This window comes from Acrocarpospora corrugata (assembly GCF_009687845.1).
GTDB lineage: Bacteria > Actinomycetota > Actinomycetes > Streptosporangiales > Streptosporangiaceae > Acrocarpospora > Acrocarpospora corrugata.
In genome coordinates, this window is sequence record NZ_BLAD01000083.1 from 1 (window position 1) to 18963 (window position 18963).

The window sequence follows — 18963 nt, forward strand, 5'->3', positions numbered from 1 at the left end:
ATGATCGTCCAGCACATGGCCGAGGCGGGCCATTTCTCCTCTTCCAGAAGTGAACGGTAATAGTCGATGGCCATTTCGTCCCTTTTCATGGAAAAAGGCCCGGGCGAAAATCGGGACCCGGGGCCCGGAGTCACTCGTCGAAGAGGCGGAACCAGAACTTCTCGCCGTCGATGACGCGCTCCTTGCTGAACCACGCGTTCATTGAAGCAGTGGCTACGAAGGTGTAAACGAGAGCCGGGTGTTCGTTGGATTGAGAGCCAGACGTTGATCAAGGGGCTCAAATGTTGGTGGCTTCGGGAGCCACCTTGACCTGCCGGGGGGAGCGAGTTCAGAGGACGTCGCCGTGGAGGACCTTGATGATCTGATCGCGGGCTTGTTGCAGGCCGACGCCCAGGGCCTCTGTTCCATCCTCATGGAGGAGGCCGAGCAGGAGATGCTCGGTGCCGATATACCGGTGCCCGAGCCCGGCGGCCTCACGGCGGGCCACCTCCGTGAGGCGGACGAGGTCTGCGCTCATCGCTCGGGTGCGGGTGCCGCCGAGGTCGACGCCGAGGCTGTCGAGTGTTCTGACGGCCACGCTCTCCTCCAGGCGGGCCAGACCCGTCAACAGGTGATCGGCGGTAACGCGGTCATGCCTCTGAGCCCGTGCTTCCCGCTCAGCCAGGTCCAGCGCCTGCCGAGCACGAGCGGTCAGGAGACGCTCCAGGGGTTGATGCAGGGCCGCCTTCCTCAGCTTCCTCAGCATGGTGCCTCCGTCCGTGCGAGCAACTGACAACAGTATGGTGGCGCCGCGTTGCGCGTGACAGGGCGGTCAACCGGTTTGGTGTTCGGCGCGGGCTTTGGTCTGGGCAAGGCGGTAGGAGTCGCTGCCGAACATGGCGTCAGTCGGGCCAGCCACGCTTTGGGGGTGATTCATGCATGAGGGCAGGGCCTGCACGCGCAGGCCCTGTCGTCTCTGTTGTACGCGCCCGCACTCGCCGCAGTGCTCCGGCAAGCTGCTTCCGCCTGGCCTTGCACAGCGCGCGCCCATCGCCATATCTTGGCGATATATCGATCCGATACATCGACCCGGTAGGTCGCGACGATGATCTGCCACCCGGAGATGGAGGCAGCCTGATGTCCCGCGCACAGCTGTACGACGCCATCGGAGCCACCTACACCGTCACGCGGCGCACCGAGCCGCGGATCGCGACCCAGGTCTGGGCCGCGCTCGGCGATGCGCGGACCGTGCTCAATGTCGGGGCGGGCACCGGCTCTTACGAGCCCTCCGACCGCGACGTCACCGCGGTGGAACCGTCGGCGGTCATGCGGGCGCAGCGCCCCGCAGGCGCGGCGCCGTGCGTGGCCGCCTTCGCGGAGAACCTTCCGTTCGAGGACCAGTCCTTCGACGCCGCGATGGCTTTCGCCACCATCGATCACTGGCAGGACCCGATCGCGGGTCTGCGCGAGATGCGGCGGGTCGCTCGCCGCGTGGTGGTGTTCACGAAGGACTTCAGTGCCCTCGATCTGTTCTGGCTGGATCGCGACTATCTGCCCGAGCGCGCTGGCCTTCTCGTCGGCCGGCCGTCGCTGACTGAGCTGGCCCGCTCGATCGGAGCCCGGGTGGAACCGGTGCTCATTCCGTGGGACTGCGCGGACGGTTTCTACGAGGCCTACTGGCGCCGGCCCGAGGCGTACCTGGATGAGGATATCCGCAGCGGAATGTCGATCTGGGCCAGAGTCGGGCCGGTCGCCGAGCAGCGGGCAGTGCGCAGCCTCCGTGATGACCTCGCATCCGGCCGGTGGGCCGAAAGCAACCGCGACTTCGTCGATCTCGACGCGGCAGAGCTTGGCGTGCGTCTGCTTATCGCCTGATCGCGCCGTCTCGGCCCTGAAACATGGAAGGTCCTGGCGAAGCTGCGCCATTGCCCGCGCCGCGCCACCGCGATCGGGCCATCGAAGCCAACCGCTACCCAGGATGAAATAGGTTCGCTCATCCCGTCGCCAAAGCTTCGGTCGGAGTGAGGGCGGCGGCGCGGCGGGCCGGGTAGAGGCCGGAGACGATTCCGACCAGTACGGCCGCAGTGACACCGAGCGTGATGACCTGGGCGGGGAGCGCGAGAGGCCAGCCTTGGGCGAAAGCGAAGAGCAGACTCGCGGCCAGGCCGACGATGGTCCCCGCGACGCCCCCGCACAGGGACAGGACCACCGCTTCGACCACGAACTGCAGACGGATCTGCCCTCGCGTCGCCCCGAGGGAGCGGCGCAGGCCGATCTCCTGGCGGCGTTCCAGTACCGAGATGACCATGACGTTGGCTATGCCGATGCCGCCGACGAGGAGGGCGACCGCGCCGAGCCCGAGGAAGAGGCCGTTGAACGCGGCGCGCGCGGCCAGTTCCGCGGTGAGAGCGTCGGACGGGCGGCTGACCTGAACTTGGTCGGGATGTTCGGGGTTGACGGTCGCGGCGAGTACCTTCGCGATCGTGGTGACGCGGTCGTCGGTCGACCGTTCGTACACGATGGTGGGGTGGCCGTCGAAACCGAGTTCCTTTTCCGCGTACGGCCAGCCGACGAGCGCGGCGGCGTCGATGTCGGGGGCGAGCGGAAGCGGGTTGAGTATGCCGATGACCGTCATCCACCGGCCCGCGACGAAGATCTGCCGTCCGGGCCGGTCGATGCCGAACCGGTCGGCGGCATACGTACCGAGGACGACGGCCGGGTAGCGGGCGGTGGCGGCGTTGAGGAACGTGCCCGACCTGACGGTGCCCTTCAGCGTCGCGAGGAGGTCGAGCCTCGCGGCGGCGACTCCGACACCGTTGGTGACCGCCGAGTCGATCAAGTTGGTACGGCGGGCGGTCGCCCCGTTCACGTACGCGATGGCGGTGGCGCCGACGACACCGGGCACGTGGGAGACGCGGGCGACCGATTCGAGCGGCAGCGAGGCCTTACCGCCGAGGATTGAATGGCCTGGTGCCACGGTCAGCACGTTCGTCCCGACACGGGCGAGTTGCTCCTGCAGTCCGGCGCTGCTGACCGTGCTGATTCCCAGTATGGCGATCATCGACGCGATCCCCAGGGCCACCCCGAGGGCCGACAGCACGGCCCTGCCCCGGCGTGCCCGCAGCCCGGCCAGCCCGACGCCGGCCAGGTCCCATGCGCTCAGCCGGGCCGGTACGGGAATCACTGGAGCCTCCCGTCCAAGAGGTCCACGCGGCGTGGGACGGCCTCGGCGAGGTCGGTGTTGTGGGTGATGACCACGACGGTGGTGCCCTCCTCGTGCAGTTTCCACAGGATGTCGAAGATGCCCGCGCCGGAGGCCGTGTCGAGGTTGCCGGTGGGCTCGTCGGCGAGCAACACCGCCGGTCGTGCGACCAGGGCTCGGGCGATGGCCACCCGCTGGCGTTCGCCGCCCGACAACTCGTGCGGGGCATGGGTGAGCCGATTGCCGAGCCCGACGCGTTCGAGCGCCTCACGCGCGGCCATGGCCCGGCGACGGGCGGGGACGCCCAGGTAGAGCAGGCGGGTGGCCACGTTGTCCACAGCCGTGAGGTGGGGGGTGAGGAAGAACTGCTGGAAGACGAACCCGATCCAGTGCGCTCGTACCGCCGAAAGCCGCCGGTCGGACAGCGTGGCCATGTCATGGCCCAGCAGCCTGACGCGGCCCTCGCTCGGCCGGTCGAGCGTCCCCATGAGGTGCAGCATGGTCGACTTGCCCGACCCGGACGGCCCGCAGACGGCCACCAGCTCCCCTGGGCCGATCGTCAGCGTGACGTCGCGCAGGGCCTGCAACCCGCCCGGGTACGACTTGGACACCCGCTCCAGCTCGATCACGCTCACGGTTTGGGCACCTCAACCCGCGTGCCCTCGGCCGCCCCGGTGACCTCGACCAGCCCTCCCGCGAACAGTCCGAGCTCGACCGGGACAGCCTTTCCCGCCACCTGGACCGCGAACGTGCCGTCCGCCTGCCCGAGCAGGGCCTCGATGGGTACGGCGAGCACGCCCTTGTGAACGGTGCTGGCGAACCCGACGGTGACAGGTGCCGCGACAAGACGTCCCGGGGCCTTCGGGTGGTCGAGGGTGATCGTGACGGCGATGGTGGCCGTCTCGGTGCCCTGCCCGGTCTGGCCGGTGGAGGCCGCCTTCGCGACGGTGCCGATGGTGGTGACGTGCCCGGTCGTGGTCTTTCCGCCGGGGAGCGTGATGGTGACCTTTCCGCCTTTGACCGCGAGTTGCTGCTGGTCGACGGGAATGTCGACGAAGACTTGGCGGGTCGTGCCGGTGACGGTGAGCAGCGGCCCCGATGCGGGTCCGCCGAGCCGTCCGGTACGGGAGGCGACCCTGATCGGGCCGGGCTCTACGACAGCCTCGGACGGGGCGAGCATGCCGGTCTGGGGCCGGCCGAGGTGGCGCTGCCAAGCCTTGACGGCCTTCGCCGTCGCCCAGGTGAACCGGTCATCCACGACCAGCGAATAGCCCAAGGTGGCAAGATTCCGCTCGACCACCCGCACATCCGGACCCCGCACTCCAACCGACAGCGTTCGCCACAGCGGGATCCGTCCGTAAATGAGTGGAACGGGGTGGCCGTCGGCCGCGTAGACCCGCTGGCCGGGCCTGATGATCCGGCCATCCGCGGGCAGCCACGTCACAGTCCCCAAACCGCCGACCAGGGTTCTGCCGGCGGCGTAGCCGAGCGTGCCGTCCACATTGGTCCTGCTGACCAGGTCCGTACGGACGACGGGTGCCGTGGGAAACGACGGAGCGGCCGCCTGCGGCGGACTGCAGGCGGTCACCACGAGGGCCGTTGCGACCAGCCATCTCACTGGTCCACCTCTTTCTGGCAGGCGGCCGTGATCGCGTCGAGGTCCTTGCCGGGCGGGGGTGAGCCGACCCTGATCCCCGGATCGGCGGCTGTCGGATCGGACGCGTCAATGCCGTTCCTGCGCAGGCAGGCGGCCGTCTTGCGCATCCTTTCGAGGTCCTCCGCGCTGGGCGGGCGCTCCTGTGGGCGGTATTGCTTACAGGTCTGCAGTGCGGCTTCGAGCTTGTCCTTGGGCACGCCACGGGCGTTGAGGTTGAAGGAGTCCTCGCCCGGGGGCGGGTCGGCGGCATTGATTCCTTGCTGGCGCAAGCACTGGGCGTACTTGACCAGCTGGTCGTGATTGTTGTCTTCGGCGCCGAGGCCCGGAATGACGCCGCATCCCGCGACCAGGAACGCCAGGGGGAACAAGAGCTTCTTCATGTGGGACACGATCGCGGCGGAGACGTTTCGCGGCCGTCTCCGCGTCCGTTAACGCCAGGGAAACTCCAGACCGGGTATGACTTGGGTCATGCGGGTGCTGGTGGCGGAAGACGAGAAGGCTCTCGCGGACCTGGTCGCCGACGGACTGCGCAGGTACGCGATGGCGGTCGACATCGCGTACGACGGCACAACCGCGACCGAACGGCTCAGCGTCAACGACTACGACGTGCTCGTGCTCGACCGCGATCTACCGGGAAGGCCTGGCGATGCCATCTGCCGTGACCTCGCGCAGGCGGGCGCCCGTACGAGGATCCTGATGCTGACGGCGGCGGCGTCGTTCGCGATCGGGTCGCCGGGCTCGGCCTCGGTGCCGACGACTACTTGCCCAAGCCATTCGACTACGCGGAACTCGTGGCACGTGTCCAGGCCCTCGGACGCCGCAGCCAGGCGCCCGTCCCGCCACTGCTGACCCGAGGGGACATCGTCCTCGACACACCGCGCATGCAGGCGTTCCGGGACGGCCGCTATCTGGCGCTGTCGCGCAAGGAGTTCGCCGTACTGGAGGTCCTGATGCGGGCGGACGGCGCGATCGTGAGCGCGGAGGAACTGCTGGAACGGGCCTGGGACGAGCACACCGACCCGTTCAGTGGGGTCGTCCGGGTCACCATGAGCAAGCTGTGCGCCAAACTCGGTGACCCTCCGGTCATCGAGACAGTCGCAGGCAGCGGATACCGCCTGCCATGACGCTCAGGTTCCGGCTCGCCGCGCTCTACAGCGTCCTGTTCATCGCCACGACCATCGCCGTGCTGGTCGCCGTCAGCGTCTTCATCACGTACGCCGTTGTGGGGCAAACGAAGATCGAAACGACCATCGTCCGTGGGGTCCCTGACGGCACGCCCGTCATCGTGCGGCAGACGTCCATCAGCGCCCCGACCTTTCGATCATCACGCTGGTCGTGGGGGTGGTGCTGGTGGCGGTTTCGATCTGGGCCGGGTGGTGGCTGGCCGGGCGTACGCTGCGGCCGTTGGGGCGGATCACGTCGGCCGCCCGGCGATTGTCAGTGACGAACCTGGACGAACGGATCGCGCTCAAGGGCCCGAAGGACGAGTTGAAAGAGCTGGCCGACACCTTCGACGCCATGCTGGACCGGCTTGAACGCGCGGTGACCGCACAGAGCAGGTTCGTCGCGAACGTCTCGCATGAGCTACGGACGCCGCTCGCCATTCAGCGGGCGGCCATCCAGATCGGCCTGGCCGACCTCACCCCTGAGCGGATCGACCGTTTCCGAGCGGAATTGCTGGAGGCCAACCGGCGGACCGAGCGGTTGATCGACGGGCTACTGGTGCTGGCGCATAGCGAGCACGGCCTGGACGAGGTCGAGCCGGTGCGGTTCGACCGGGTCGTCGCGGAGATTGTCGCCGGCTTCGTCATCGTCACAGTCTGATACACCAAGTCTCGCCCTACTCATGCCGCACTGGGAACTCCATCACCATATGTCCCAGTTGAGCTTGGCACAGAGGGAACCGATACGAACACCGGTGGAGATCAGGGCATGCCGCAATCGGCAACGCTGTGGCCGGTCGGCTACTCACTCTCCTACGGCTCCGTCCTGGTTGCGATCCTCACCTACGCCAGCCATCACCGCAACGCACACAAAGGTTGCGATCAAAGCGGCGTGAGCGCCTGGTACAAGGGTGTTAGCAAGATCGGGACATTGCCCGGACAAATAGGACGAAGAGAGGGCGTCGCCGTCGATTCGGGGCAGGAGGCGGCCGCCGGCACCGAGCATCCTCCCCTTACTCCTGCTCAGTCCCGCGGTCTGGCCACACCGGATGCCGCTGTCCGCCCATCTGCTCGCCGAGCCCAATCCAGACTGCCAGCGAGTAGCGTCGTGAGCGCGACCCCCTAACGCGGTATTCACAACGAAGGTGGGACATGGCGGAACATGAGATACGACCCGCCCTCCACGAGGCGGCGCGCCTGCTTCACGTCGATGCGCCGACCCTCGAATGCTGGCTGGAACAGCGCGACATACGTGCGATGGAAAGTGCCGGAATGGAGGCCGGGATCAATCCGCGCACTATGAGTGGATTGATCAAACTACTGATAGAGGACGAGGCGCGGTACCTGAGGGCGGAAGAACGCAACTCCCGACAGGATCGCCCTGGCGCCTTCTGAGAACGGCTGATCCCTCCAGAGCACCATCGGGCGGTACGGCGCCTGGCGGCCTGCCTTCGAGCCGAGGCCCTCGACCGGCTGAGTCAGTGCATCGACGGTGACGACTGAGGACGTTGCTGTATTTCGCTGCTGTACGAACGGCGAAAGGCCCCTTCTGATCATGGTAAGGGGCCTTTGAGCTGGGAGCCGCCTTGGGGAATCGAACCCCAGACCTTCTGTTTACAAGACAGATGCTCTGCCGATTGAGCTAAGGCGGCGTGTCAAGCCCAGCAAGTCTACCGGGCCGCGACATGGGGCGTCACTGCCGGCGGAGGCGGGAGATCTCGTAAAGGGCGATGCCTGCGGCGACGCCGGCGTTGAGGGATTCGGTGGCGGTGCTCATGGGGATGCGGACGGTTTGGTCGCAGGATTCGCGGACCAGGCGGGAGAGGCCCTTGCCTTCGGAGCCGACCACGATGACGAGGGGGTCGGTGGCGAGGGAGGTGGTGGAGATGTCCTGGGTGGAGGTGCCGTCCAGGCCGATGATGAACAGGCCGGATTCGCGGTAGCCCTGGAGGGTTTGGGTGAGGTTGCTGGCGCGGGCCACGGGGAGGGTGGCGAGGGTGCCCGCGGAGGTCTTCCAGGCGCCTGCGCTGACGCCTGCGGAGCGGCGGGACGGGATGAGGAGGCCGTGGGCGCCGAAGGCGGTGGCGGAGCGGGCGATGGCGCCGAGGTTGCGGGGGTCGGTGACGCTGTCCAGGGCGACGATGAGGGGGGTCTCGGCGGCGTCCTGGGCGTAGCCGATCAGGTCGTTCGGGTGGTGATACTCGTACGCCGGGACCTGGAGCGCCAAGCCCTGGTGGATCGCGCCGTCGCAGAGGCGGTCGAGTTTCTCGCGGGAGGCTTCGAGGAGGGCGATGCCCTTGTCGGCCGCGATTTTGATGGCCTCTTTGACGCGATCGTCGTTGTCCAGGCGCTGTCCGACGTACAGAGCTGAGGCGGGGACGCCGGCGCGGAGGGCCTCGACGACGGGGTTGCGGCCACCGATGTACTCGGGGGCGTCCTCGCTCTTGCGAGGGCGCACCGCAGGACGGCGTGTGGTCGCCCCGCCGCGCTCCTCGCGGGCGAGCCGTTCGGCGCGCGCCTTGTCCTTGTACCAGTGGCGTGCCTCGGCGGGCGGGGTGGCACCCCTGCCTTCGAGAGATCGCCGGACCTTGCCGCCGGTGCCTCTGGTCGCACCCTGCTTCTTCGCGGGCTTACCCGAAGCCCGTCCCCCTGCACCCATGACACCAAGCCTATCCGTCTGTACGAGGCCCTCTCCCCAAAAGTCAGCGGGCGAGCTCCCAGCGAGGACCCTGCGGTGTGTCCTCGACGACGACGCCTGCGGCGGCCAGCTGCTCGCGGATGGCGTCCGCGGCGGCGTAGTCCTTGCGGGCGCGGGCGGCCTGGCGTTGTTCGAGGGCGACGGCGATGAGTGCGTCGACGACCTCGCGCAGGCCGGAGTCGCCGGTGTTGCGCCACTGCGTGGAGCGCGGGTCCAACCCGAGAACGTCCAGCATGGTCTGGGTTTCGGCCAGATGGCGGGCGACCTGCTCCTTGTTCCCCTGGGCGAGGGCGACGTTGCCTTCGCGGACGACCTCGTGGATGACCGCGAGGGCCTGGGACACGTTCAGGTCGTCGTTGAGTGCGTCGACGAAGGCCTGCGGCAGGGGGGCGGTGGCGTCGACGTCGTGGATGACCTCGGCGGCGCGGGAGACGAAGCCTTCGAGGCGGCGGTAGCCGGCGGCCGATTCCTGGAGAGCTTCTTCTGAATAGTCGATCGCGGAGCGGTAGTGGGCGGCGATCAGGTAGTAGCGCAGTTCGACGGGGCGGACTTTGCGCAGCATTTCGGGGATGAGCAGCGAGTTGCCGAGGGATTTGCTCATCTTGGTGCCGCTGAGTTGGAGCATGCCGTTGTGCATCCAGTAGCGGGCGAAGCCGTCGCCTGCCGCCTGGGACTGGGCGATCTCGTTCTCGTGGTGCGGGAAGATCAGGTCGACGCCGCCGCCGTGGATGTCGAAGGTGCCGCCGAGGTATTTGGTGGCCATCGCGGAGCATTCGAGGTGCCAGCCGGGGCGGCCGCGGCCCCAGGGGGTCGGCCAGGTCGGCTCGCCGGGCTTCTCGCCCTTCCAGAGGGCGAAGTCGCGGGGGTCGCGTTTGGCGGAGTCGATGTCGGTGTCGCCCGCGGCGAGCATGTTCTCCAGTTTCTGGTTGGAGAGCTTGCCGTAGCGGTCGGCGTAGGAGCGCACGTCGAAATAGACGTCACCACCCGACGCGTACGCATGACCTTTGTCGATCAGGCGGTGCATCAGTTCGATCATCTCGGGGACGTGGCCCATCGCGCGCGGTTCGACCGTGGGCGGGAGGCAGCCGAGCTGATCGTAGGCCCAGGTGAAGGCGCGCTGGTTACGCTCGGCGACGACGAACCAGGGCACGCCCTCATCGGCGGAGACTCGGATGATCTTGTCGTCCAGGTCGGTGACGTTGCGGCAGAAGGTGACGTCGTAGCCTTGGCGGGTGAGCCAGCGGCGGAGCACGTCGAAGTTGACGCCCGAGCGGATATGCCCGATATGCGGCGGAGCTTGAACGGTCGCACCACACAGGTAGATCGAGACCCGGCCGGGCTCGATCGGCACGAATTCACGGACCGTACGCGTGCTGGTGTCATAGAGGTTCAGGCTCACAAAGGCAAGGCTAACGCCTCTCACGCCAGCACAGGCCGACTTACCGCAGCGTGAACCCCGCCATTTCGGCCGCCGTACACCCCAGACTAACCCCGGAGATACACCTTCTCTGGGGTGATGCGGGCTATCACTCGTTCATTGTCCGGGTTCGCCTCTACAAACGGCCTTTTGTAGTACTTCTGGGAAAGCTCCTGGATCAGGTCGCCCTTCGGGTCGTCGACGAGCGCCACCCGGCCGCGGATCTCGGCGTACACATAAGGGTCGGACGGGTCGACGATCAAGATCGAGGTGCGCGGGTCACGCTCCAGGTTGCGGTGCTTGCGGCGGCCTTTGACAGTTGAGAACAGGATGTCGTCACCGTCGGTGCGTACCCACACGACCGAGGTCTGCGGGCTCCCGTCCTGGTTCACGCTGGAGACGGTGGCGAAGTTGACGCCGTCGAACAGGTCGCGGACCCGTTCCGGCAATGATGTATTCCCCATGTGTCGATCATGCCATTTCGCCCGTGTCATAAATCAATGGGCGGCGGGTGAGTCGGTAGGCTCGAAAAGCCATGGACGCGACTCCCCCCGCGGCGGCAGGCTCGACCTCCCGCCCATCAGCCATCCGTACGGCCCCGGCTTCCCGCCCGGCCGGAATTCCGCTGGTGCTGCGCCGGCTGGCCATTGGCCTGGCCGGTCTCGCGCTCGCCATCCTCGCCGGGGCCGCCTGCGCACTCTCCTTCGACGACCTGCGCGAACTCGCCCTCCAGGGCCGGGCAGAACCGCGTCTCGCCTACCTCTACCCGGCCGGTTTCGACGCGCTTCTGATCGTCGCGTTGATCAGCGTGCCACTGCTCCGCTCCGGCCGATTACTGGTACGCATCCAGGTCGGCGCCATCCTCCTTCTACTCCTGGCGGGCGCGGGCGCGGCCACCGTGGCCACCGCGACCGGCGCCAGTTTCGATCCCCGGCAGGCGGCGATCACGGTCGCGCTGCTGCCGTGGATCATGCTGGTGATCGGGCTGTGGCTCCTGCTTGCCCTGGTCAAACACACCCAAGCCCGGCGCGCCGACCTCAACGGCGACAACGACATCGACGAACTCGTCCCCTTCGACGAGGACCATTCCGCCCCCGTTTCGGGCCGGACCATCGACGCGGCCGGGGTCTCCACGAACCCCTACCCGGTCATTCTTCCGTCGGTACGGCATGCGCTCCCGGATCCCCATATATCCGCCGAAGCCGCGGCCCCACCCGACTACACACCTCCGGTCCCGGTCAGCCCGGTAACGGAAACCGTCGCCCCACCCGAGCTGGCACCCCCACTCCCCCGAACCAAAACCCCCTCTCCCCAGGTCGAAGACCCCGCCCCGCTTCCCCAGGCCGACGACTCCGCCGCAGATCCCCAACCCAAAGACCCCGCCCCAGAACAACCGACTCGCCCCAAACGCCCCACCCGCTGGGGCGACCTGATCCGCCCGAACGTCGGCGACGTCCTCGTCCACCCCCGCCCAGGCTCCCCCGCCGCGACGGCCACCCCCGACCTCGACGACGACCCCGAAGCCACCCCGGACGACCCGGCCTTCGCCGACTACTCCGACCAGAGCGACACCTGCCCGACAAACCCGGCCGCCACCCCCAGCAGGCAGCCGTCCAGCCACGGTTCCGAAGCGCCGACCCAGCCCCAAGAAGCCGAGACCCCAGAAACTCCGAGCGCCGAAGAGCCGGGCCAAACGCAGCCCACCCAAAGCGTCGAGACATCGACCCAAGCCCAGGACGACCCCGACGTCTCCTATTGGGCGGGAACAGCCGACGAGATCACCCCCACAACCCCGGAAGAAACCACCGCTTCCGAGTACCTGGAAGCACGGGAAGTCAACGCCCAGACGGCACCCGACCTGGTCGCCTCCGACGACGCGGCCGCCGAAGCCCTCTCCCGCCGCTACGACGAAGCCGCCGCCCAAATCGCCGCACGCTTCTCCCCTCCGGCCGAACCCGACGAGAACGAAGAAGCAGGCGTCGACACCCAGCCGATCCGCCAAGTCCGCGACTCCCCCGACCCGGAACACGGCATCGACGCCGCCGACCCCGAAGAACTCAACTCCACCACCCGCCGCCTCCCCTCCGGCGCGGAACCCCCGGCCCCTCCCTCCGGCAGAATGCGAAGCACCCCTCTCCCACCCAGCTGAAGAACCCCTGTCCAGCAGTTCTGCCAGAAAATGACCTTGGGTGTGCCGCCTCCTGACTCGAACGGGGGAACAGGGGAGGCATGCCGATCGCGTCGTGGGTTTGGGTTCCTGAGGGAAGTGGGTTTCCCGGGTGGAATTTGCCCTATGGGGTGTTTTCGAGGCGCGGAGAGCTGCCTCGGGTAGGAGTCGCCATCGGCGAGCACGTGGTCGATCTGGATCTGTTGCGGGCGACGGGCGCGCTGCCTGAGGCGCGCTGGTTCGCCGCGGGGACGTTGAACTGGTTTCTGGCGGCGGGGCCGGAGGTGTGGCGGTCGACGCGGGAGCGGCTGATCGAGTTGCTGACCGACGAGGGACATCGGCCGGCCGTGCTGCCCGCGCTGGTGCCGATGAGCGAAGTACTACTGCATCTGCCGTTCGCAGTGGCCGACCTGGCCTGTTTCCAGGGCTCACTGGACCACACCACGAATATGGGGCGGATGTTCCGGCCGCCGGCGATGGACCCGATCAGGTCGAACTGGCGGCAGATGCCGGTCGCGCATCACGGCCGGGCGGGAAGTGTCGTGGTCTCGGGGACGCCGATTCTGCGGCCGGGCGGCCAGCGCGGCGAGGCGGACGTGGGACCGTCCAGGAAGTTGGACATCGGGCCGGAGATCGGTTACGTCGTCGGAATGCCCGCCAACCATCCGGTCGGAACTCGGGCGTTCCGGGAGCACGTCTTCGGCGTGGTCCTGGTGAACACCTGGCGGGCGCAGGACCTGCTGAACTGGGAGTTCCAGCAGCTGGGCCCGTTCACGGGGCGCGCGTTCGCGACCACGATCTCCCCGTGGGTGGTGCCGCTGGAGGCCCTCGACCATGCCCGTACGGCCCAGCCCCCGCAGCACCCCGCACCCCCCGGCTACCTCCACGTCACCGAGCCCTGGGGCCTGGACCTGTCCCTCGAAGTGACCCTGAACGACGAGGTGGTCTCCCGCCCGCCGTACGGCCTGCACTACTGGACCGGCCCGCAGCTGCTCACCCACACGACGGTGAGCGGCGCTCAGCTACGCACGGGTGACCTGCTGACCTCCGGCCCGATCTCCGGGCCAGACGATCCGGGCACGCTCCTGGAAATGACCTGGAACGGGAAGAACCCGCTGCAGCTCCCCAAAGGGGCTGAGCGGGTCTTCCTGGAGGACGGGGACACGGTCATGATCTCCGCGAGATCCGCCCTCGGGGTCGGGCTAGGCGAGGTCACGGGAACCGTGCACTCGCCGTGATCCGGCTATACGCGCGTTCGGCCACGCAGCGCGGCGACGGCCCCGACCCCGACGATCGCGAGCACGACCTGCATGACGATCTCGATCCAGTCAATGCCGTTGGTGGTGGCGACGCCGAGCGACTGGGCGATCGCGGTACCGATGAGGGCCGCGATGATGCCGACGACGACGGTCAGGATCCAGCCGATCGGCTGACGTCCGGGCAGCAGCAGCCGTCCGAGCGCGCCGATGACCGCACCGATGACGATGGCGCCGAGAATGGTCTCGATGGACATATCGACCTCCGCTTGAAGGTGTCACTTGCACCCTCAAGGGATGGCAAATACCCGGTCCCAGAGAATTAGTCCTCAGCGCCAGAAATTTCGTCCTATCCGCTGGTTGGCCGTCTGGCCGCGACGGCGCCCACGCCGATGATGGCGAGCACCAGCTGCAGGATGTGCTCCCACCAGTCGATTCCGCGCGTGTTGGCGAACCCCAGCCAGTGCGCGATCAGTGTCCCGATCAGCGCGGCGACGATACCGACGATGATCGTGAGAGCCCAGCTGATGTGCTGCCGACCCGGCAGGATCAACCGGGCCAGCGCCCCGATGATCGCCCCGATGATCAAAGCACTGATGATGGATCCGATCATAACAATTCCCCCTTAGAGGGAGAAATACCCCATACTTGCCGTCACAACCCGCAATCGGAACATACGGACAGTCGCCAAAATACGGAAGGCGGCAACCCGTTACCGCGCCTGGTCACAGGTTGCCGCCGCCTGCATGTGAGACGCGCGGGCGGGCGATCAGGTTGGCGAGATGTTCGAAGGCGGTTGGAACGGGTCAAGAACCAGCGCGGTGGCCATCGCCGCGACGCCTTCGCCGCGCCCGGTGAGGCCCAGGCCGTCGGTGGTGGTCGCGCTCACGCTCACCGGCGCGCCGACGGCCGCGCTCAACGCCAACTCCGCCTCGGTACGGCGGGGCGCCAGCTTCGGCCGGTTGCCGATGACCTGAACAGCCACGTTGCCGATTTCGAAGCCCGCGGCCCGGACCCGTCTGGCGGTCTCGGTCAGCAGGGTCGCGCCGGACGCGCCCGCCCAGCGCGGGTCGGCGGTGCCGAACAGGCCGCCCAGGTCGCCCAGGCCGGCGGCCGACAGTAACGCGTCGCAGCAGGCGTGCGCGGCGGCGTCACCGTCGGAGTGGCCGGCCAGACCGGTTTGGTCTGGCCAATAGAGGCCCGCCAAGTGGAGCTCGCGGCCGGAAGCAAAAGGGTGGACGTCGATTCCGACGCCCACCCTTGGAAAAAACGTGTTCAGGAGTTCAGCACCTCGTCGAGAAGTGCTTCTGCCTTGTCCTCGTTGGTCTTCTCCGCCAGAGCGAGCTCACTGACCAGAATCTGCCGAGCCTTGGCGAGCATCCGCTTCTCGCCCGCCGAGAGACCGCGTTCCCGGTCACGACGCCACAGGTCGCGAACGACCTCGGCCACCTTGTTGACGTCGCCGGACGCCAGCTTCTCAAGGTTGGCCTTGTAGCGGCGGGACCAGTTGGTTGGCTCCTCGGTGTGCGGCATGCGAAGCACGTCGAAGACGCGCTCAAGGCCTTCCTGGCCTACGACGTCACGCACACCGACAAGTTCGGCGTTCTCCGCTGGCACCTGGACGGTAAGGTCGCCCTTGTCGACCTTGAGCACCAGGTAGGTCTTTTCCTCACCCTTTATGGTCCGAGTGGTGATGGCTTCGATCCGAGCAGCCCCGTGATGGGGGTAGACGACCGTGTCGCCGACCTGGAAAGTCATGTGACAAGTACCCCTTCCGCTGTACTCCAGGGTACCACGCGTCAACAGCCTCCCGGAACAGTGAAATCACCATAACTGCAGGTCAAAGCCTCATTTTGGGACTTGACAACCAGTCGACTCTGTGAATGGGCAACTCTGGCATACCGGGTGACCTGCCAAATCAGGGGAAACCGGCCCGGTGCGGGGAGGGGCGCCTCCCATCGATAGGGTGATCCCCAGCTCTATCTGACCGGGTAACAAGGAGACCTCAAGCCGTGACCAGCACCAGCCGCCGCAGGGTGATCGTCGTTGCCGCGCTCCTCGCCGCCGCCCCTGCGCTGGCCGCGTGCGGCGCGGGCGACCAGGCCAACACCAACCTGCCGTACTCGCCGACCGAAGCGCAGGTCCTGATCAGCGACAACGCGTACGGCGAGCGGGGCATGCGGATCAGCCAGGCGTTCGTGCTCGGGCCCGACTCCGGTGGCCAGATCCCGGCCGGCGGGGCCGCTCCGCTGTACTTGATCCTCACCAACCAGAACGCGGCGCCCGACAGCCTGGTCAGCGTGACCCCGCTGCCCGACCAGGCCACCTCGGTGAAGGTCGCCGCACCCGTCGCGGTTCCCCCGCACACCCTGGTGAACACCGGTCAGCCGGCGCCGCAGCTCACCGTCGAGGGCCTCAAGACCGCCCTGCGCGGCGGCGAGAGCCTCAAGCTGACGCTGAAGTTCCAGACCGCGGGCGACATCACCCTGGACGTTCCGGTGATCACCCGCAGCCGCGAGTACGCGACCCTGCCCCCGGTCCAGGGCGCGCTCCCGGCCCCCAGCCCGGTCGCCTCCGCTTCTCCGACCGCGGCGACAAGTCACTGAACAAATCGGGTTGCTCGCCGCTATCCGGCGCCGTTTACGACCGTTCCCCTTCTCACCGTCCCGGCGCCAAGAGTGTCGGGGCCGCCCAAGTGCAGTCAGCGAGAAACCCCCTGGCCGGTGAACGGGCCAGGGGGTTTCTTGGGTTTTGGGCTAGTCCTCGATGACGGGGTCGAATTTGTAGCCGAGGCCGCGGACCGTGAGGATGCAGCGGGGGTTGGCGGGGTCGGATTCGACCTTGGCGCGGAGGCGTTTGACGTGGACGTCGAGGGTCTTGGTGTCGCCCACGTAGTCGGCGCCCCAGACGCGGTCGATGAGCTGGCCGCGGGTGAGGACGCGGCCGGCGTTGCGGAGCAGGACCTCCAGGAGTTCGAACTCCTTGAGGGGAAGCTGGACCTGCTGGCCGCGGACCGCGACGATGTGCCGGTCCACGTCCATCCGGACCGGGCCGGCGGCCAGGATGGCGGACTCCAGCTCCTCGACGTCACCCTGACGGCGCAGGACGGCCCGGATCCGGGCCACCAGCTCGCGGGAGGAGAACGGCTTGGTGACGTAGTCGTCGGCGCCGAGTTCCAGGCCGACCACCTTGTCGATCTCGCTGTCCTTGGCGGTCAGCATGATCACTGGGACTTTGGAGCGTTGCCGGAGGGAGCGGCAGACTTCGGTGCCCGGCAGGCCGGGCAGCATCAGGTCGAGCAGCACCAGGTCGGCGCCGTTTCGGTCGAAGGTCTCCAGCGCCTCAGGCCCGGTGGCCGCCACGGCCACCTCGAAGCCCTCTTTGCGAAGCATGTAGGACAGGGCGTCGGAGAACGATTCCTCGTCCTCCACGACGAGTACCCGGGTCATGTGGCCGCCTCCATGGGGGTTGTGGTGCGTGGTACCGCCACCGCCACGCCGCCGAAGGCGGGGAGACGGAGGGTGAAGGTCGATCCGGAGCCCTCTTTGCTCCACACCGTGACTTCGCCGCCGTGCGCGACGGCGACGTGTTTGACGATGGCGAGCCCGAGACCGGTGCCGCCCGTCGCTCTCGACCGGGCCGCGTCGACCCGGAAGAACCGTTCGAAGATGCGCTCCTGCGCGCCTTCGGGGATCCCGATGCCCTGGTCGCTGACGCTGACCTCGACCGATTCACCGGCGGGGCGGGCGCTCACCACGACCCTGGTGTGCTCGGGGCTGTAGGCCACCGCGTTGTCGATCAGGTTACGCAGTGCGGTGACCAGGAGCTCGTCGTCGCCCCACACGTTTAAACCCTCGGTGCCGCCGGCCACCAGGGTGATGTCCTTGGAGGCCGCCTTGGTGTTGCACCGGTCGATGGCCTCGTGCACGGTCTCGTCCACCGGCACCGGGCCGGGGGTCGGGATGGCCTCCGCGCCCTGGATCCGGGACAGCGTGATCAGGTCCTGCACCAGGTAGGTGAGCCGGGCCGCCTCGTGCTGCATGCGCCCGGCGAACCTGGTGACCGCCTCGGGGTCGTCGGCCGCGTCCTGGATCGTCTCGGCCAGCAGGCTCAGCGCGCCGACCGGCGTCTTGAGCTCGTGGCTGACGTTGGCCACGAAATCTCGCCGTACGGCTTCGACTCTGAAGCGTTCTGTCTGGTCCTCGGCGAGGACGAGCACCTGGCCGTTGGAGCCGAGCGGCGCGACCCTGACCGCGAACGTGGTGGACTCCTGGCCGAACTTGCGGCCGGGCACTTCGAGCTCGCCTTCCCTGATCTCACCGTCGCGCCGCACCTTGCGGGCCAGGGCGAGCAGTTCGGCGGCCATCATGGCGTCGCCTTTCACCAGCCCGTACGCCCTCGCGGCCGAACTGGCCCGCAGCACGCGGTCCTCCCGGTCGAGCACCACCGCCGAGGACGGCAGCACGGCCAGCACCGACGCCACCCCGGGGGACAGGCTGTCGTCGATGGGCACCGGATCTCGCACCGGCTCCGACTGCCGCCGGATCGCCATCATGACGAGGGTGCCCACCAGGAAGCCGCCCATCGCCGCGAAACTCGCCAGCAACTCGTTCACGACTTAGATGCTAGGTGGGAATCCCGGTGTGCCAGACTGCCTGATAGGGCATGACCTTTGCCTTTCCGGAAGAGTTCACCTGCCGGTCTAGGTTCGTTCATCGTGCCACGCGTACGGTGACGGCATGCGCGACGCCTATCACGATGAACTGAACACGCTCACCGATCGGCTGGTGGAGATGACCCGCCTGGTCCGGTCGGCCATGTCGCGGGCGACCACCGCGCTGCTCGACTCGGACCTGCACCTGGCTGAGAGTGTCATCTCCCAGGACGAAGAGGTCAACCGGCTGTACGCGGAGGTGGAGACCTCCATCTACGAGGTCATGGCCACCCAGCAGCCCGTCGCCATCGACCTGCGCACCGTGATCAGCGCGCTCCGGATGGCGGCCGACCTGGAGCGGATGGGCGACCTGGCCGAGCACATCGCCAAGATCGCCCGGCTCCGCCACCCGACGTCGGCGATCCCGGCCTCGCTGCGCGACATCATCCTGGAGATGGGCCAGATCGCGGAGCGCCTGATCACCAAGACCGGCACCTGCATCGCCACCCGCGACGTCGAGCTCTCCAAGGAGCTGGAGGCCGACGACGACGCGATGGACAAGCTGCACCGCCGGCTGTTCCGCATCCTGCTCTCCCCCGACTGGAAGTACGGGGTCGAGGCGGCCATCGACATCACCCTGGCCGGCCGCTACTACGAGCGCTACGCCGACCACGCCGTCCGGGTCGCCCACGACGTGGTCTACCTGGTGACCGGCTCCCGCCAGGAGAGCTGACCCGAGCACGCGTGACCCCCCGGTCCTCGGGGGGCCG

Annotated in this window: 21 protein-coding genes, 1 tRNA gene and 1 pseudogene; 8 read left to right on the forward strand and 15 right to left on the reverse strand. The window is 67.8% G+C overall.

Annotated features, from left to right (window positions below):
- Positions 1 to 328: 328 nt before the first annotated feature.
- Positions 329 to 745 (reverse strand): Clp protease N-terminal domain-containing protein, encoded by a 417-nt coding sequence (locus Acor_RS32495; RefSeq protein WP_155340605.1) that lies wholly within the window; start codon positions 743 to 745, stop codon positions 329 to 331.
- Positions 746 to 1116: 371 nt separating this feature from the next.
- Between Acor_RS32495 and Acor_RS32500 the strand changes: the two genes are divergently transcribed.
- Positions 1117 to 1854 carry a class I SAM-dependent methyltransferase gene (locus Acor_RS32500; RefSeq protein ID WP_218034620.1) on the forward strand — a complete coding sequence of 246 codons (738 nt, stop codon included), beginning with the start codon at positions 1117 to 1119 and terminating at the stop codon, positions 1852 to 1854.
- Between the two features lie 118 nt (positions 1855 to 1972).
- Here the strand turns inward: Acor_RS32500 and Acor_RS32505 are convergent, their stop codons facing one another.
- From Acor_RS32505 to Acor_RS32520, 4 genes are read right to left on the reverse strand one after another with little or no spacing between them, the layout of a single operon-like run.
- Entirely contained in the window at positions 1973 to 3163 is a 1191-nt protein-coding gene (locus Acor_RS32505) for an ABC transporter permease (RefSeq protein ID WP_155340607.1), read from the reverse strand.
- A complete protein-coding gene (locus Acor_RS32510; protein ID WP_155340608.1) occupies positions 3160 to 3816 on the reverse strand; it encodes an ABC transporter ATP-binding protein in 657 nt (218 codons plus the stop codon). Before Acor_RS32510 ends, Acor_RS32505 begins: the two co-directional genes overlap by 4 nt.
- On the reverse strand, positions 3813 to 4799 hold the full coding sequence (locus Acor_RS32515) for a peptidoglycan-binding protein (protein WP_170317185.1): 987 nt from the start codon (positions 4797 to 4799) through the stop codon (positions 3813 to 3815). Before Acor_RS32515 ends, Acor_RS32510 begins: the two co-directional genes overlap by 4 nt.
- A complete protein-coding gene (locus tag Acor_RS32520; protein ID WP_155340610.1) occupies positions 4796 to 5218 on the reverse strand; it encodes a hypothetical protein in 423 nt (140 codons plus the stop codon). The genes Acor_RS32515 and Acor_RS32520 overlap by 4 nt, the downstream gene beginning before the upstream one ends.
- An 88-nt stretch (positions 5219 to 5306) precedes the next feature.
- Between Acor_RS32520 and Acor_RS32525 the strand changes: the two are divergent.
- The 3 genes and pseudogenes from Acor_RS32525 to Acor_RS32535 all read left to right on the forward strand — a co-directional run bounded on the left by Acor_RS32525 (position 5307) and on the right by Acor_RS32535 (position 7396).
- Positions 5307 to 5962 (forward strand): annotated as a pseudogene (locus Acor_RS32525) (response regulator transcription factor).
- 211 nt (positions 5963 to 6173) lie between these two features.
- Positions 6174 to 6662, forward strand: a complete 489-nt coding sequence (locus Acor_RS32530) for a HAMP domain-containing protein (RefSeq protein ID WP_246239452.1) — start codon at positions 6174 to 6176, stop codon at positions 6660 to 6662.
- Between the two features lie 491 nt (positions 6663 to 7153).
- Positions 7154 to 7396, forward strand: coding sequence for a hypothetical protein (locus tag Acor_RS32535; RefSeq protein WP_155340612.1), 243 nt, complete (start codon positions 7154 to 7156; stop codon positions 7394 to 7396).
- Between the two features lie 184 nt (positions 7397 to 7580).
- Here Acor_RS32535 and Acor_RS32540 read toward each other — a convergent pair.
- The 4 genes from Acor_RS32540 to Acor_RS32555 all read right to left on the reverse strand — a co-directional run bounded on the left by Acor_RS32540 (position 7581) and on the right by Acor_RS32555 (position 10580).
- Positions 7581 to 7653: transfer RNA gene (locus Acor_RS32540), tRNA-Thr, on the reverse strand.
- Between the two features lie 41 nt (positions 7654 to 7694).
- Positions 7695 to 8660, reverse strand: coding sequence for a 23S rRNA (guanosine(2251)-2'-O)-methyltransferase RlmB (gene rlmB / locus Acor_RS32545; protein WP_155340613.1), 966 nt, complete (start codon positions 8658 to 8660; stop codon positions 7695 to 7697).
- A 43-nt stretch (positions 8661 to 8703) separates the two neighbouring features.
- Positions 8704 to 10098: a cysteine--tRNA ligase gene (cysS, locus tag Acor_RS32550; RefSeq protein ID WP_155340614.1), complete on the reverse strand. Its 1395-nt coding sequence runs from the start codon at positions 10096 to 10098 to the stop codon at positions 8704 to 8706.
- Positions 10099 to 10184: 86 nt separating this feature from the next.
- Positions 10185 to 10580 carry a PPOX class F420-dependent oxidoreductase gene (locus Acor_RS32555; RefSeq protein ID WP_155340615.1) on the reverse strand — a complete coding sequence of 132 codons (396 nt, stop codon included), beginning with the start codon at positions 10578 to 10580 and terminating at the stop codon, positions 10185 to 10187.
- A 71-nt stretch (positions 10581 to 10651) separates the two neighbouring features.
- Between Acor_RS32555 and Acor_RS32560 the strand changes: the two genes are divergently transcribed.
- Both Acor_RS32560 and Acor_RS32565 read left to right on the forward strand, forming a co-directional pair.
- Positions 10652 to 12265, forward strand: a complete 1614-nt coding sequence (locus tag Acor_RS32560; RefSeq protein WP_155340616.1) for a DUF2637 domain-containing protein — start codon at positions 10652 to 10654, stop codon at positions 12263 to 12265.
- A gap of 80 nt (positions 12266 to 12345) precedes the next feature.
- On the forward strand, positions 12346 to 13521 hold the full coding sequence (locus Acor_RS32565; RefSeq protein WP_155340617.1) for a fumarylacetoacetate hydrolase family protein: 1176 nt from the start codon (positions 12346 to 12348) through the stop codon (positions 13519 to 13521).
- A gap of 5 nt (positions 13522 to 13526) precedes the next feature.
- Here Acor_RS32565 and Acor_RS32570 read toward each other — a convergent pair whose 3' ends face one another.
- From Acor_RS32570 to Acor_RS32585, 4 genes are all read right to left on the reverse strand, one after another.
- On the reverse strand, positions 13527 to 13796 hold the full coding sequence (locus tag Acor_RS32570) for a GlsB/YeaQ/YmgE family stress response membrane protein (RefSeq protein ID WP_155340618.1): 270 nt from the start codon (positions 13794 to 13796) through the stop codon (positions 13527 to 13529).
- Positions 13797 to 13888: 92 nt separating this feature from the next.
- Positions 13889 to 14152 (reverse strand): GlsB/YeaQ/YmgE family stress response membrane protein, encoded by a 264-nt coding sequence (locus Acor_RS32575; RefSeq protein WP_155340619.1) that lies wholly within the window; start codon positions 14150 to 14152, stop codon positions 13889 to 13891.
- A 156-nt stretch (positions 14153 to 14308) separates the two neighbouring features.
- Positions 14309 to 14797 (reverse strand): 2-C-methyl-D-erythritol 2,4-cyclodiphosphate synthase, encoded by a 489-nt coding sequence (ispF, locus tag Acor_RS32580; protein WP_155340620.1) that lies wholly within the window; start codon positions 14795 to 14797, stop codon positions 14309 to 14311.
- 17 nt (positions 14798 to 14814) lie between these two features.
- Positions 14815 to 15297 (reverse strand): CarD family transcriptional regulator, encoded by a 483-nt coding sequence (locus Acor_RS32585; protein ID WP_030451583.1) that lies wholly within the window; start codon positions 15295 to 15297, stop codon positions 14815 to 14817.
- A 254-nt stretch (positions 15298 to 15551) separates the two neighbouring features.
- On the opposite strand from Acor_RS32585, the gene Acor_RS32590 reads away from it, so the two are divergent.
- Positions 15552 to 16145: a copper chaperone PCu(A)C domain-containing protein gene (locus tag Acor_RS32590; RefSeq protein ID WP_246239454.1), complete on the forward strand. Its 594-nt coding sequence runs from the start codon at positions 15552 to 15554 to the stop codon at positions 16143 to 16145.
- 150 nt (positions 16146 to 16295) lie between these two features.
- On the opposite strand, the gene Acor_RS32595 is transcribed toward Acor_RS32590, so the two are convergent.
- Positions 16296 to 16988, reverse strand: coding sequence for a response regulator transcription factor (locus Acor_RS32595; protein ID WP_155340621.1), 693 nt, complete (start codon positions 16986 to 16988; stop codon positions 16296 to 16298).
- The gene (locus Acor_RS32600; RefSeq protein ID WP_155340673.1) at positions 16985 to 18124 is read right to left on the reverse strand and encodes a sensor histidine kinase; all 1140 of its coding nucleotides are present in this window, start codon (positions 18122 to 18124) and stop codon (positions 16985 to 16987) included. Before Acor_RS32600 ends, Acor_RS32595 begins: the two co-directional genes overlap by 4 nt.
- A 154-nt stretch (positions 18125 to 18278) precedes the next feature.
- On the opposite strand from Acor_RS32600, the gene phoU reads away from it, so the two are divergent.
- Positions 18279 to 18926, forward strand: coding sequence for a phosphate signaling complex protein PhoU (gene phoU / locus Acor_RS32605; protein WP_155340622.1), 648 nt, complete (start codon positions 18279 to 18281; stop codon positions 18924 to 18926).
- Positions 18927 to 18963: the final 37 nt, after the last annotated feature.

Bases quoted from the DNA above. Each gene is read 5' to 3' on its own strand.
- Acor_RS32495 (WP_155340605.1), bottom strand. From the start codon at position 745: ATGCTGAGGAAGCTGAGGAAGGCGGCCCTGCATCAACCCCTGGAGCGT.
- Acor_RS32500 (WP_218034620.1), top strand. From the start codon at position 1,117: ATGTCCCGCGCACAGCTGTACGACGCCATCGGAGCCACCTACACCGTC.
- Acor_RS32520 (WP_155340610.1), bottom strand. From the start codon at position 5,218: ATGAAGAAGCTCTTGTTCCCCCTGGCGTTCCTGGTCGCGGGATGCGGC.
- Acor_RS32535 (WP_155340612.1), top strand. From the start codon at position 7,154: ATGGCGGAACATGAGATACGACCCGCCCTCCACGAGGCGGCGCGCCTG.
- rlmB (WP_155340613.1), bottom strand. From the start codon at position 8,660: ATGGGTGCAGGGGGACGGGCTTCGGGTAAGCCCGCGAAGAAGCAGGGT.
- Acor_RS32555 (WP_155340615.1), bottom strand. From the start codon at position 10,580: ATGGGGAATACATCATTGCCGGAACGGGTCCGCGACCTGTTCGACGGC.
- Acor_RS32560 (WP_155340616.1), top strand. From the start codon at position 10,652: ATGGACGCGACTCCCCCCGCGGCGGCAGGCTCGACCTCCCGCCCATCA.
- Acor_RS32565 (WP_155340617.1), top strand. From the start codon at position 12,346: ATGCCGATCGCGTCGTGGGTTTGGGTTCCTGAGGGAAGTGGGTTTCCC.
- Acor_RS32570 (WP_155340618.1), bottom strand. From the start codon at position 13,796: ATGTCCATCGAGACCATTCTCGGCGCCATCGTCATCGGTGCGGTCATC.
- Acor_RS32575 (WP_155340619.1), bottom strand. From the start codon at position 14,152: ATGATCGGATCCATCATCAGTGCTTTGATCATCGGGGCGATCATCGGG.
- Acor_RS32585 (WP_030451583.1), bottom strand. From the start codon at position 15,297: ATGACTTTCCAGGTCGGCGACACGGTCGTCTACCCCCATCACGGGGCT.
- Acor_RS32595 (WP_155340621.1), bottom strand. From the start codon at position 16,988: ATGACCCGGGTACTCGTCGTGGAGGACGAGGAATCGTTCTCCGACGCC.
- Acor_RS32600 (WP_155340673.1), bottom strand. From the start codon at position 18,124: ATGGGCGGCTTCCTGGTGGGCACCCTCGTCATGATGGCGATCCGGCGG.
- phoU (WP_155340622.1), top strand. From the start codon at position 18,279: ATGCGCGACGCCTATCACGATGAACTGAACACGCTCACCGATCGGCTG.